Consider the following 12,941-nt stretch of genomic DNA (forward strand, 5'->3'; position numbering starts at 1 on the left):
GTAGCCTCCTATGCTCGTAGATTCCCATTGCCACCTTGACCGCCTCGACCTCGCCGCTCATGACGGCTCCCTGGATACCGCGCTGGCTGCTGCCCGCCAGCGGGGGGTAGGGCACTTCTTGTGCATCGGTGTCAGCGCCGACAACGCGGCGGACGTCAAGGCCCTGGCCGATCGTTATGACGATGTCGACTGCTCGGTGGGCGTGCATCCGCTGGATGTGCAGCCCGGCGCAGCGCCGGCCCTGGACTGGCTGCTGGATGAACTGAATCACCCCCGGGTAGTGGCCATTGGCGAGACTGGCCTGGACTATCACTACGAGCCGGAAGCCGCCGAGCTGCAGCAGGAATCCTTCCGCCTGCACCTGCAGGCCGCCCAGCAGACCGGCAAGCCGGTGGTGGTGCACACCCGCGGCGCCCGCGCCGACACCCTGGCACTGCTGCGCGAGGCGGCATTGCCCAATGCCGGTGTGCTGCATTGCTTCACCGAAGACTGGGAAATGGCCAAGGCGGCCCTGGACCTGGGTTTCTATATTTCCCTCTCGGGGATTGTCACCTTCCGCAATGCCGATGCCCTGCGGGACGTGGCCCGACAGGTGCCGGCCGACCGCCTGCTGGTGGAGACTGATTCGCCTTACCTGGCGCCGATCCCCTATCGTGGCAAGCCCAACCTGCCGCAGTACGTGCGCGAGGTGGCGGAGTTCCTGGCGATGCTGCGGGGCGAAAGCTATGAAGCCTTTGCCCAGCAGACCACGGCCAACTTCAAACGCCTGTTCCCCTTGGCGCGGGTCAAGGGCTGAGCCTGGGTCGCACGGTGCACTGGCGCTGAATTGCGGGCAAAAAAAACCCGGGTTCTGGGGGGTGAATCCGGGTTAAGACCATTAGGAGTAAAACTAAGGCACGCGGTCCTTCGGTACCTTGATCGGCGTTTCACTTGGGGGAGATGTCCCGCCGACAGTTGAAGTATTGATCACTATTGCATTCAGTCCAGTTGCCCCTGCTCGTTTTTTAAACAAATTTGGAATACTCGCGCTTCGCTTGAGTTCTCATTTGGGTTGCCTGTATCGCAGTTTTCGACGCGATCGCTGAATATCACCTGATTTTTAGCCGATAAGACTAAAAATAGCCGAATTTTCCTGAAAGTTGCCTACATAATCTGTTGCAGTTTGCTGTACCTGCCCGGCTGGCAGTTATCAACACCATCGATACTTTCGGATTATTCTTCCGCTCTTCTAGGGCTTCTCTGATGCTGTGGGACGGCAGTTGCATTGGCCCCCCGCTGAGCGACGAATCAGCCGGGCAATGATGGAATTGCGACTTATCGAGGTCTTTGCGTCGCACGCAGGGCGTGGGGCAATCCAGGGTGCTGGGTGCGGGAAAAACCAGACTTCGCGGTCTGATCCGGAGCTTGGCGGCTGTGGAAGTTTGCTATTTGAACCCTGGCCCCGCCCCGTATTCACGGGATTTCCCTGGCTTTTGGCGCCTGTCTGGAAGGTTCTGACGGGGCGGCTTTTGCGCCAGAAACACCAGCAACGATGGATGATCCGTGCATTTTGGCGCAAGTTAGGCATAATACGCGGCTTCGATTTTGACCCCGAACAGACCTTTTCTTATGCAGAAAGAACCTCGTAAGGTCCGTGAGTTTCGTCGCCGCGAGCAAGAAATTCTCGATACCGCGCTCAAGCTGTTCCTCGAACAAGGTGAAGACAGTGTCACCGTCGAGATGATTGCGGATGCCGTGGGTATCGGCAAAGGGACCATCTATAAGCATTTCAAGTCCAAGGCGGAGATCTACCTGCGCCTGATGCTCGACTACGAGCGCGACCTGAACGAGCTGCTGCACTCGGCCGACGTCGACAAGGACAAGGAAGCCCTGTCCCGGGCCTACTTCGAATTCCGCATGCGGGACCCGCAGCGCTATCGGTTGTTCGACCGCCTGGAAGAGAAGGTGGTCAAGGGCAACCAGGTGCCGGAGATGGTCGAGGAACTGCACAAGATCCGCGCGTCCAACTTCGAGCGCCTGACCCTGCTGATCAAGGGTCGCATCAGTGAAGGCAAGCTTGAAGACGTGCCGCCGTACTTCCACTACTGTGCCTCGTGGGCGCTGGTGCATGGTGCGGTTGCGCTGTACCACTCGCCGTTCTGGAGCAATGTGCTGGAAGATCAGGAAGGCTTCTTCCAGTTCCTGATGGATATCGGTGTGCGCATGGGCAACAAGCGCAAGCGCGACCCCGACACCTCGAACAGCTAAGGCATTCAGCCGCTGTATTGCGCCATCGACAAACTGTATGGCGCAGTGCCCGAGGAATATACTCAGGCATGGGACTTGCCAAAACCTGATTTTTTGGTCAGGTTTTGCCCGGTTCTCCCTTCCTACGCCGGAGTCATCCATGATCGTTGATCGTCAAGGCAGGCGCTTTCGCAACTTGCGGATCAGTCTGACGTCTGCCTGCAACTACGCCTGTACCTACTGCGTGCCCAACGGCAAGCGGCTGGTGGCTGCCCAGGACGAGTTGTCGGCCGAGGCAATGGCTCGCGGCGTGGCGTACCTAATTGAGGCGGCGGGCATCGAGCGCTTGCGCATCACCGGTGGCGAACCCCTGGTCAGTCCCAAGCTGGAAGCCTTCATGGGCGCGGTGGGGCGCATGGGGCTGGAGGACATCAGCCTGACCACCAATGGCCAATTGCTTGCGCGCAAGCTGCCGTTGCTGGTGGAGGCCGGTATCCGGCGGATCAACGTTTCCCTCGATACCCTGGATGCGACGGCTTTTCGCAGCATTGCCCGTGGCGGCGACCTGGCCTCGGTGCTCGATGGCATGCAGCAAGCCCGCAGTGCCGGTTTGAAGATCAAGGTCAACATGGTGCCGTTGCGCGGGCAGAACCTGGATCAGGTGATGCCGTTGCTGGATTACTGCCTGGAACGGGGTTACGAGTTGCGTTTCATCGAGCTGATGCGCATGGGCCACCTGGCCAATGATGGCAACGCTTTCCTGCAGCAGTTTGTCAGCCTGCAACAGTTGCTGGACCTGATCGGCCAGCGCTACGAATACCTTCAGGCCGATGCGCCGGTGGATGCCACCGCGGTGCGCTACGCCATTCCCGGGCACGGTCATTTCGGCGTGATCGCCAACGAAAGCGTGCCGTTCTGCCGCACCTGCTCGCGTTTGCGGCTGTCCTCCACGGGCTGGCTACACGGCTGCCTTTCTTCGAGCAATCGTCACTATGTCGGCGACTTGCTGGACAAGCCGCGCCATCAGGCTCTGCCGGCCTTGCAGCGGCTGCTGGTCAAGGCCTTGGGGGACAAGCAGGAACTGGCCTTTTCCGGTGGAGCCACGGTGATGAAGATCATTGGCGGTTGAGGCGCTTTGCCGACGAATTCCCTTCCTTGGCGGAGCTGGCGCGGAAGCTGCATCCCGTGGCCATTCGCCGGTTTTCCGTCACCGGATTTTGGAGGGTAGGATGCGTAGCCTGGTTTTGCTGCTGGCCTTTTTGGCACTCGGCGGCTGCATGAATGTCAGTGATATGGGCGAAGGGGTGCGCTATCACCTGAGCGATGCGGGGGTGCTCGATCACAGTGATACACGTCGCACCAGCTCGTTCCGCATTCAGCCGGATTCGTTCATTTTTATTGCCCAGGGGCATTTCGTACCGCCGGGTGGCGCTTATCCGCGGCCCAACGTGGTAGCCGAGGAAGCCTTCAACGGCTTTGTCGAGTATTTCCCCATGGTGCGTCGGGCCAAGGCGCCCGAGGGCCTGAATGAAGCCATGGCCGAAGCCCGGGAAGCGGGGGCGCACTATCTGCTCTACGCCCGTTTCGCCAAGGCCGATGACCGTATCGGTAACTCTGACGAGTGGCTGGATCAGGAAGCCGTGGACCGCCTGGGGGTGGATACCAGTACCATCCAGATCATGTTGATCGAAACCAGTACCCAGTACCTGATCGATTCCGCGCGGATTCGCAGCCGTGGCGGTTTACTGACGTTCCACGACAACAAGCCACAGGATCTGCTTGGTCCGCCGTTGCAGCAATACGCGCGCGGCCTGCTGGGCCTGAGCGACTGATTGATTGAGGGAGGAGAGCGGTATGAGTGGTCCAGGCAAGGCCAACGACCTGTTGGCGCAGATTCCCAAGGCTGAAAAAGGCCTGCCGCCGGTCCACCTGTGGAACCCCGACTTCTGCGGCGATATCGACATGCGCATCGCCCGCGACGGTACCTGGTATTACCTGGGTACGCCGATCGGCCGCAAACCCATGGTCAAGCTGTTCTCCACCATCATTCGCCGCGATGGCGATGACTATTTCCTCATCACTCCGGTGGAGAAGGTCGGCATCAAGGTCGACGATGCACCCTTCGTCGCCGTGACCCTGGAGGTCGAAGGGCAGGGCGAGGCTCAGGTGCTGCGCTTTTCTACCAACGTCGAGGAGCAGGTGCTCGCCAATGACGAGCACCCGCTGCGGGTGGTGATCGACACCCTGACCCAGGAACCGGCGCCTTACATCCTGGTTCGACACAATCTTGAAGCGCTGATCCATCGCAACGTCTTCTACCAACTGGTGGAGCTGGCGCAGACCCGCCAGATCGACGGCCAGAATTGGCTGGGGGTGTGGAGTTGCGGGGTGTTCTTTCCCATTGGTCTTGAACCCTGACGGGCGTTTCAGACGGCTGTAAGAAGATATTTCTTGCTCTGGCTCGGGCCTTTCATGTATCAAGCCGGACATGATCAAACGTGTCCGATTCGATAAGAAAACAAGGGTGGTCGACGAGTTGATCCGGCGTATTGAAAGCGGTCTGTTGGAGGACGGCTTTCAGCTGCCGGGCGAGCATCAGTTGGCCGAAGAATTCGGTGTCAGCCGCGGCACCTTGCGCGAGGCCCTGGCCGAGCTCAAGCGACGCAACTACATCGCCACGCAAAGCGGCGTAGGCTCCATCGTCACCTTCGACGGTGTTGCCCTGGATCAGCATCATGGCTGGGCCCAGGCCCTGGCCGACAGCGGTGCGCTGGTCAACACCGAGGTGCTGCGCCTGGAAGCGATCCAGCGCCCGGACCTCAAGCATCGCCTGGGCACCGACCAGTTCATCGCCCTCGATCGCCGGCGCCGCAGCACCGATGGCCGGGTGCTGTCCCTGGAGCGCTCTCTGATCCCGGCTTCCGGCGAGCTGGAAGGCCTGCCTCGGGTCGGCCTGATCGATGATTCCCTGACCATTACCCTGGCCGCCTACGGCTATATCGGTGAGCGCGGCGATCAGTGGATCGGCGCCGAGCCCTTGAATGCTGAAGATGCCCAATTGCTCGGACGTGCTCCGGGCGAAGTCTTCCTCAAGGCCCTGCGTACCACCTACGACCGCCAGGGGCGCTTTATGGAGCAGGTCGAAAGCCTGCTGGACCCGCAGCATTTTCGCATGCACCTGCAGTTCGGAGAGCCGCGGTGAATGCATTGCAGCGCGCCCTGGGCGCCTTCTACGGGCTAGCCCTGGGCGATGCGCTGGGCATGCCGACCCAATCCTTGAGCCGGGAACAGATCCAGCAGCGCTTCGGCGTCATCCGCACCCTGGAGGACGCCGGCCCGGACCAGCCGATTGCCGCGAACATGCCCCGGGGCTCCGTTACCGACGATACTGAGCAGGCGATCCTGGTGGCTCGCCTGTTGGTCCGGGGGCAAGGCCGGATTGCTCCGGCGGCCCTGGCCCAGAGCCTGATCGAGTGGGAGGCGCAGATGCAGGCCAAGGGTTCCCAGGATCTGCTGGGGCCTTCCACCAAACGCGCCATTGAAATGATCCTCGCCGGGGAGTCCGTGGAGGAGGCGGGCCGCTATGGCACCACCAATGGCGCTGCCATGCGCATCACGCCGGTGGGCATCGCCGCCGATGTGGCTCGGCCCGAGACGTTTCTGCAGGCAGTGGTCGAGGCCTGCCAGGTGACGCACAACACCAGCCTGGGAATTGCCAGCGCGGCGGCGGTGGCGGCGGTGGTGTCCGCCGGAATCAACGGCCTGCCTCTGGCCGAAGCCTTGGCACTTGGTGTGCAGGTCGCCCGCCAGGCCCAGGCCCAGGGGCACTGGGTAGCGGGTGCCACCATCGGTGCTCGCTTGGACTGGACCAGCACCCTGCGTGTCGACGGCGACCGGGAAGGTTTTGCGCGGATGCTCTACGAGCTGATCGGCACCTCGGTGGCTTCCCAGGAGTCGGTGGTGGTGAGTTTCGCCCTGGCCCGACAAGTGGCCCTGGGGCAATTGCCGGCCTTCGAGGCACTGTGCATGGCCGCGGGCCTTGGGGGCGACACCGACACTATCGCGGCGATTCTCGGTGCCATGCTCGGCGCTTGCCTGGGGATGGAGATCTGGCCTGGCGAACTGATCGAGCAGGTGCGAAAGGTCAATGAGCTGGACCTGCAGCCTCTGGTGGAACAGCTGCTGGCGCTGCGTTGAGCCGCCTTTAAGGTACAGGCCGTGGTGTGCGGTCATATTGCCGATCGCTATGGAAAGCTATGACACGGCCAGGAATGCCGGGATGTTCTGTGACTTCCGAAATTGCCCAATACCCCTAACAACGGCAACAGGAGTTTTATCATGAGTTCATCCACGGCCGGATCAGGCGCCGGGCAACTGGAAACCCGCGGTATCGAGCCGGTTCCCGAGGCAGAGTGCGACGGGCACCCGCTGCAGCTGTTCTGGGTCTGGTTCGCGGCCAACATCAGTATTCTCGGCCTGCCCCTGGGGGCGACTCTGGTGGCGTTTCGCGGTTTGTCGATCTGGCAGGTGCTGCTGGTGGCCATCCTGGGGTCGGTGGGGTCTTTCGCCGTGGTCGGCCTGATCTCGGTAGCGGGTCGGCGCGGGCGGGCGCCGAGCCTGACCCTGTCCCGGGCAATCTTCGGGGTGCGGGGCAATATCGGCCCGACCCTGGTGTCGATGCTGTCACGGGTTGGCTGGGAGACGGTCAATACCACTACGGCGGCCTTTGTCCTGCTGTCCCTGAGCTCGATCCTGTTCCAGACCCCGGCCTCGGCTAAGGATGCGCCGCTGCTGACCCTGCTGTTCATCGGCATCTTCGTGCTGATGACCCTGAGCGTCTCCGGCCTGGGCCACGCCACCTTGCTGGTCATCCAGAAGTGGGCCACCTACGGCTTTGGTGCCCTGAACGTGCTGGTGGGCGGTTTCCTCTGCGCCACCATCGACTGGGCGGCGGTCTTCAATGCCGCGCCGGCCCCCATGAGCGCGATGATCATCGGCGTCGGCACCATGGCCGCCGGGACCGGGATTGGCTGGGCCAGTTCCGGGGCCGATATGTCGCGTTATCAGCACCGTTCGGTAACGGCCGGGCGCCTGGTGGCTTCGGCGGCGTTTGGCGCCGGCATTCCGCTGGTGTTGCTGATTACCCTGGGCGGGTTGCTGTCGGTGGGCAACGATCACCTGGCCTCGGCAGTGGACCCGATCATCGCGATCCGCGACATGCTGCCGACCTGGATGGCGGTGCCCTACCTGGTCGCGGCCTTTGGCGGCCTGCTGCTGTCCAACAACCTCTCTGTGTATTCCGCCGGCCTCACCGCGCTGACCCTGGGCCTCAAGGTCAAGCGGGTCTATGCGGTGCTGGTGGATATCGTGGCGATCTTCCTCGGCTCGATCTATTTCATGCTGATTGCCGACAGCTTCTATGGCCCTTTCATCAGCTTCATCTCCCTGCTGGCGGTGCCGATCACCGCCTGGGTGGGGATCTTCGTGGTGGACCTGATCCATCGTCATCACTACAGCGCCGATGATCTGCTCAATGTCGGCCCGAGCAGCGCCTACTGGTACCGGGGCGGCATCGAATGGCGAGCCTTTGGCGCCTGGGTGCTGGCGATTGTGCTGGGCTTCTGTTTCACCACCATCGGCACCACTGCCGAGGACGTCTGGTTCACCGGGCCCCTGGCCGATTCCTGGCTGGGGCATAACGGCCTGGGCTGGATCGTCACCTTCCTGGTGGCCGGCGGCGGTTACGCTCTACTGGGCGGTGCCCGGGACAGGCGCGCGGCCTTTGTCGAGAACGTCAATGCCTAGGTTGCTGCACACTGGCCAGGTGATAGTCGACCTGGTGATGGCGGTAGAGCGCCTGCCGGCCTCCGGAGGCGATGTGCTCGCGCAATCCGCGGGCTTCGAGGCCGGTGGCGGCTTCAACGTGATGGCCGCCGCGGCGCGCAACGGGTTGCCGGTGGTCTACCTCGGGCGCCATGGGCAGGGGCGCTTTGGCGACCTGGCGCGGGCGGCGATGCAGGACGAAGGCATACAGATGAGCCTGGAGCCCGGCGGGGGGGCTGATACCGGTCTGTGCGTGGCCCTGACCGAAGCCTCTGCTGAACGCACCTTCATTTCCCATATCGGCGCCGAGGGCGAATTGTCGGCCGAGGATCTGGCCCGGGTCCGGGTGGAGGCAGGGGATTACCTCTATGTCAGCGGCTACAGCCTGTTGCAGGAGTGCAAGGCACGGGCCCTGCTGGACTGGTTGCTGGCGCTGCCTCGTTCGATCCCATTGATGTTCGACCCGGGGCCGTTGGCCGGTTCGGCAGATTCACCCTTGATGGCGGCGCTGTTGCCGCGGATCGATATCTGGAGCAGCAACCGCGCCGAAGCATTGCAATTGACCAGTACTTCAGAGATTGCCCAGGCGCTAGCGCAGCTCGAAAGCTGGTTGTCACCTGCGGCGTTGCTGGTGCTGCGTGATGGCCCCCGCGGCTGTTGGGTCAGCCGCCAGGGGCAGGCGGTGCAGGTGCCGGGGTTCAAGGTGGAGGCGGTGGACAGCAACGGTGCCGGCGATGCCCACGCCGGGGTCTTGGTCGCCGGGCTCGCAGCGGGCCTTGAGCCGCTGATGGCGGCTCGTCGGGCCAACGCCGCGGCGGCGATTGCCGTCACCCGGCGTGGCCCGGCCACCGCTCCGGGCAGTGCCGAAGTGGATGCCTTGCTGGCGCGCGGCTGAGTCAGGGGCGAGCAGCTGGCCGCCGGTCAGGCGGCCTTGCTCAAGGCTTCGATCAGCTCCTGCTTGCGCATGCGCGAGCGTCCCGGAATCTTCTTCGCCCGAGCTTCGCGCATCAGACTGTCCTTGCTCTGGGTGCCCAGGGACGCCGCGCTGTTGCGGGCATGCCCGTGGCGCGTGGCCACAGCGCGCCGGGCCGACTCGCTGCGGGCCCGGGCCTTGTCTGCCGGGCTTTTGTCCCGACCGGAGCCACCCGCCCTTTCACCGCCGCCGGACTGCTTGTTCACCGTGGCCCAGGCCCGTGCTTCGGCCTGCTCCGGCGAGAGCCCGCGTTCTTCGTAGCTGGCTTCGATGGCCGCGGCCTTGCGGCGCTGGGCCAGGGTGTATTTGGCTTTGCTTCCTCGAGTCATGACATCTCTCCTCAAGGCCCTGGCGCACAGGGCCTGCTGGATTGAACCGGCGGTTACTGGCTGCTGCCTTCAGAACCTGAGCCGCCGGTGGTGGTTTTCGAGCCGGTACCGGTCTTGCCACTGTCGGGTGTGCTGGAGTCCATGGTGCCGACACCGCCCTGGCGGCCGTTGTCGTTGCCCTGAATGCGCGGGTCGGTCCCGGTCGCCGGTGGCAATGAGCCTTCGTCCATGGCCGGTGGGTTGATGTTGATCTTCGGCGTGCCCTGGGTGGCCGGGGATTTCGGGCCTTCAACCGGGTTGGTCGGGCCGGTGGCGCCGGCCAGGGCAGCAGTGGACAGCAGCCCGGCCAGGGCCAGGGCGCAGAGTTGGACCTTGATCATGGTGTCGCCTCCATTCGTTAGAGTCGTTACCTGATATTGGTCCGCTGCCGGGGCCGGTTGGTGCCTGATGATCGACGAACGGTGTTATGCACCGGCTGCCATACGCCAGTGGCCCAGGCGCCGCCAGCCCAGGCGGCCAAGGCTGATCAGCCAGTTCAGCAACGCCACGCCGAGCACCGTGAACAGCAGCGCCTGGATGCCGGCTTCGACGATGATCCGCCCGGCCAGCCAGGGAAAACCGAAGACCCCGATGAAGTACGACAGGCTGAACAGCAGCAACGCCAGGGAGGTGCAGCCGGCTGGCGCTTCGTTGGCCACCAGGCCGTTGATCACCGAGTAGGTCAGGCCATAGCCCACCCCCAGGGTCACGGCAGCCAGCAGGTAGCTGGCGCTGCTGTCGACAGCAAATAAAAAGAGCAGGATCGACACCAGCATCAGCCCCGAGAGCAGGCAGGCAGCACGATAGGGATCGCGCTTGACCACGATACCTGCGATCAGCAGGCGGCTGGCGATGGCGGCGCTCATGAAGCCGAGGAAGAACAGCGAGTAGTCGACGCCGCGGGAGGAGCCGTAGCTGGTCTGGAAGCTCGACAGGCCGCCGAATACGCAACCTCCCAGGCCCACCATGAGAATCGGCCAGACGGCGCGGGAGGACAGCACCTGCGCGGTGCCAGCCCAGGTGATGCTAGCCGCCGCGGTGCCCAGGTGGTTGGCCTGCTGGCGCAGCCGGCCGCCCAGCCGCCAGAAGATCAGCACACCCAGCAGGCTGGCACCGGCGGCGATCAGAAAGGCGCTGGTCAGTGGGTAGCCCAGGGCACTGGCCAGGCGCCCCAGTAAGGGGCCGGAGCCGATGCCGGTCATCATGCTGCCCGACAGCAATGCGAAGTAGCGGGCCCGTTGCGCGGGCTCTACCAGCATCGCCACGATGATCGGCCCCAGGGTATAGAACACCCCCCAGCCCAGGCCCAGGGTCAGGCCGAAGAACAGCAGGCCGGGGCCGACCCCCGGGGTCAGGGCAAAGCCCAGGCTGGCCACCGCCAGCAGGCAGCCGAACACTGCCACCGAGCGCGCGGCGCCGAGGCGGTCCAAGAGGTGCCCGGAGCCGATCACCGCAACAAAGGTGCTGAGCATGGCTGTGGAAATCACCGTGCCGGCATCGTGTTCATTGCCGCCACGGCTGCCGATCAGCAGCGCCAGGAGAAAGGTCGAACCGTAGGACAGCGACAGCAGGTAGCTGCCCAGGCAGAACAGGCCGAATAACGGGGCCGAGACCCGGGACTGCTGCGGGGTGCACGCCGACATGAAAGTGCCTCTTTATGCTTGAAGTTATGCCGGGCTTTCTAACATGGCGCCTCCCGGTGTTTGTTGTGTTCCTGCAGGCCTCAGGGTTAGTCGGCAGCGGAGTAAGTGCCGTGCGCAAGGAGCTGGGCCGGGGGGGCTTGGCATAAATGGTCGTGCATGTATTTCTGCTGCCGTTCTAATATGGCCGCCTGATTCCAACAAGAGAGCCGTCGATGACCTTAGAAATCCGTCCTGCACTGCCCAGCGATGCCCCGCAGATTCTTGCGTTCATCACCGAACTTGCCGATTACGAGCGGGCCCGCCATGAAGTGATCGCCAGTGTCGCCGATATCGAACGCAGCCTGTTCAGCGAGGGGGCCACGGCCCATGGCCTGATCTGCCTGCGCGAAGGCGTGCCGATCGGCTTTGCGGTGTTCTTCTTCAGTTATTCCACTTGGCTGGGCAGCAATTGCCTGTACCTGGAGGACCTTTACATCACTCCGGAACAACGGGGCGGCGGGGCGGGCAAGCAACTGCTGCGGCATCTGGCGCAGATCGCCTGTGACAATGATTGCGGGCGCTTCGAATGGAGCGTGCTGGAGTGGAACGAGCCGGCGATCCAGTTCTACAAGTCCCTGGGCGCCCAGCCTCAGGAGGAATGGGTCAAGTACCGCATGGATGGTGAAGTGCTGCGCGCCTTTGCTCGCGGCTGACGCTAGCTTGCTCGTGGAGGAGCCGGAGTGCCGGCGAAGGCGCACGCCATCGGCGCCCCCGGCGACAAACCATGCTTTGACGGTGTCGAGAATCAGCCTTTCAAGGTTGCCATGTCGATCACGAAGCGGTACTTCACATCACCCTTGATCATGCGCTCGTAGGCTTGATTGATCTGGCGGATGTCGAGCATTTCGATATCGCAGGTGATGCCGTGCTCGGCGCAGAAGTCCAGTACTTCCTGGGTCTCGGCAATGCCGCCGATCAGCGAACCGGCCAGCACCCGGCGGCTCATCACCAGCTTGCCGGCGTGCAGCGCCGGGTCCACCGGTTCGATCAGGCCCACCAGGATATGCACGCCATCGAAGCGCAGTGTGTCGAGGTAGGGGTTGAGGTCGTGGGGCACCGGGATGGTGTCCAGGAGAAAGTCGAAGTGCCCGGCCACCGACTGCATCTGCGCCGCGTCGGTGGATACGATCACATGGTCGGCACCCTGGCGGCGGGCTTCTTCGGCCTTGCTCGCGGAGCGGGTGAACAGGGTCACTTCGGCGCCCAGGGCCTTGGCGAACTTGATGCCCATGTGGCCCAGGCCGCCCATGCCGAGAATCCCTACCTTGTCACCGGGCTTGACCCCGTAATGCTTGAGTGGCGAGTAGGTGGTGATACCGGCGCAGAGGATTGGCGCGGCGCTGGCCAAGTCGAGTTTCTCCGGAATGCGCACCACAAAGTGCTCGCTGACCACGATGCTGTCGGAGTAGCCGCCCATGGTGTTGCTGCCATCGACCCGGTCCGGGGTGGCGTAGGTCATGGTCGGGCCTTGCAGGCAGTATTGCTCCAGGTCGGCGGCGCAGGCCTCGCAGTGGCGGCAGGAATCCACCATGCAACCAACGCCCACCAGGTCTCCGACCTTGTGCTTGCTGACGTTGGCGCCGACGGCTGTGACCTTGCCGACGATCTCGTGGCCCGGCATCAGCGGGTACACGGCGATGCCCCATTCGTTGCGGGCCTGGTGGATGTCGGAGTGGCAGACGCCGCAGTAGAGGATCTCGATGGCGACGTCGTCCGCACGTGGACTGCGGCGCTGGAAGCTCATGGGGGCGAGGGGAGTGGTGGCCGATTGGGCGGCATAACCGATGGCGGTGTACATGGTGGACCTCGCAAAAGCATTGACGATTGAGGCGTGGCATTCTCGGCGTCGGGCCCTGGGCCAACCATGGC

The 12,941-nt window shown here is 63.4% G+C and carries 14 protein-coding genes; 10 read left to right on the plus strand and 4 right to left on the minus strand.

Annotation, left to right across the window (positions count from 1 at the left end):
* The first annotated feature begins 10 nt into the window (after window positions 1–10).
* The 9 genes from ABCR88_RS09690 (at window position 11) to ABCR88_RS09730 (ending at window position 8,944) form a co-directional block, all read left to right on the plus strand.
* Complete coding sequence (locus tag ABCR88_RS09690) at window positions 11–796, plus strand: TatD family hydrolase (protein WP_041116799.1); 786 nt, start codon at window positions 11–13, stop codon at window positions 794–796.
* Between the two features lie 812 nt (window positions 797–1,608).
* The gene (locus ABCR88_RS09695; protein ID WP_011060125.1) at window positions 1,609–2,247 is read left to right on the plus strand and encodes a TetR/AcrR family transcriptional regulator; all 639 of its coding nucleotides are present in this window, start codon (window positions 1,609–1,611) and stop codon (window positions 2,245–2,247) included.
* A gap of 139 nt (window positions 2,248–2,386) precedes the next feature.
* Window positions 2,387–3,355, plus strand: a complete 969-nt coding sequence (locus ABCR88_RS09700; protein ID WP_041116801.1) for a radical SAM protein — start codon at window positions 2,387–2,389, stop codon at window positions 3,353–3,355.
* Window positions 3,356–3,455: 100 nt separating this feature from the next.
* The gene (locus ABCR88_RS09705; protein WP_011060127.1) at window positions 3,456–4,058 is read left to right on the plus strand and encodes a DUF4823 domain-containing protein; all 603 of its coding nucleotides are present in this window, start codon (window positions 3,456–3,458) and stop codon (window positions 4,056–4,058) included.
* A gap of 22 nt (window positions 4,059–4,080) precedes the next feature.
* Complete coding sequence (locus ABCR88_RS09710) at window positions 4,081–4,644, plus strand: DUF1285 domain-containing protein (RefSeq protein ID WP_041116803.1); 564 nt, start codon at window positions 4,081–4,083, stop codon at window positions 4,642–4,644.
* A gap of 70 nt (window positions 4,645–4,714) precedes the next feature.
* Entirely contained in the window at window positions 4,715–5,428 is a 714-nt protein-coding gene (locus ABCR88_RS09715) for a GntR family transcriptional regulator (protein ID WP_041116805.1), read from the plus strand.
* Window positions 5,425–6,423, plus strand: a complete 999-nt coding sequence (locus tag ABCR88_RS09720) for an ADP-ribosylglycohydrolase family protein (protein WP_350404465.1) — start codon at window positions 5,425–5,427, stop codon at window positions 6,421–6,423. Before ABCR88_RS09715 ends, ABCR88_RS09720 begins: the two co-directional genes overlap by 4 nt.
* A gap of 141 nt (window positions 6,424–6,564) precedes the next feature.
* On the plus strand, window positions 6,565–8,031 hold the full coding sequence (locus tag ABCR88_RS09725; protein WP_236186847.1) for a cytosine permease: 1,467 nt from the start codon (window positions 6,565–6,567) through the stop codon (window positions 8,029–8,031).
* Window positions 8,024–8,944, plus strand: a complete 921-nt coding sequence (locus tag ABCR88_RS09730) for a PfkB family carbohydrate kinase (protein ID WP_350023778.1) — start codon at window positions 8,024–8,026, stop codon at window positions 8,942–8,944. Before ABCR88_RS09725 ends, ABCR88_RS09730 begins: the two co-directional genes overlap by 8 nt.
* Before the next feature lie 26 nt (window positions 8,945–8,970).
* Here the strand turns inward: ABCR88_RS09730 and ABCR88_RS09735 are convergent, their stop codons facing one another.
* The 3 genes from ABCR88_RS09735 to ABCR88_RS09745 all read right to left on the minus strand — a co-directional run bounded on the left by ABCR88_RS09735 (window position 8,971) and on the right by ABCR88_RS09745 (window position 11,033).
* Window positions 8,971–9,351, minus strand: a complete 381-nt coding sequence (locus ABCR88_RS09735) for a Rho termination factor N-terminal domain-containing protein (protein WP_041116813.1) — start codon at window positions 9,349–9,351, stop codon at window positions 8,971–8,973.
* A gap of 53 nt (window positions 9,352–9,404) precedes the next feature.
* Window positions 9,405–9,731, minus strand: coding sequence for a hypothetical protein (locus ABCR88_RS09740; protein ID WP_011060134.1), 327 nt, complete (start codon window positions 9,729–9,731; stop codon window positions 9,405–9,407).
* 84 nt (window positions 9,732–9,815) lie between these two features.
* Window positions 9,816–11,033 (minus strand): MFS transporter, encoded by a 1,218-nt coding sequence (locus ABCR88_RS09745; protein WP_041116815.1) that lies wholly within the window; start codon window positions 11,031–11,033, stop codon window positions 9,816–9,818.
* Window positions 11,034–11,245: 212 nt separating this feature from the next.
* Between ABCR88_RS09745 and ABCR88_RS09750 the strand changes: the two genes are divergently transcribed.
* Complete coding sequence (locus ABCR88_RS09750) at window positions 11,246–11,725, plus strand: GNAT family N-acetyltransferase (RefSeq protein ID WP_041116817.1); 480 nt, start codon at window positions 11,246–11,248, stop codon at window positions 11,723–11,725.
* A gap of 92 nt (window positions 11,726–11,817) precedes the next feature.
* On the opposite strand, the gene ABCR88_RS09755 is transcribed toward ABCR88_RS09750, so the two are convergent.
* The gene (locus tag ABCR88_RS09755) at window positions 11,818–12,870 is read right to left on the minus strand and encodes an NAD(P)-dependent alcohol dehydrogenase (protein ID WP_011060137.1); all 1,053 of its coding nucleotides are present in this window, start codon (window positions 12,868–12,870) and stop codon (window positions 11,818–11,820) included.
* Window positions 12,871–12,941 lie beyond the last annotated feature (71 nt).

Origin of the sequence: Pseudomonas sp. W17 (assembly GCF_040268305.1) — a bacterium.
GTDB classification, from domain to species: Bacteria; Pseudomonadota; Gammaproteobacteria; order Pseudomonadales; family Pseudomonadaceae; genus Aquipseudomonas; species Aquipseudomonas protegens.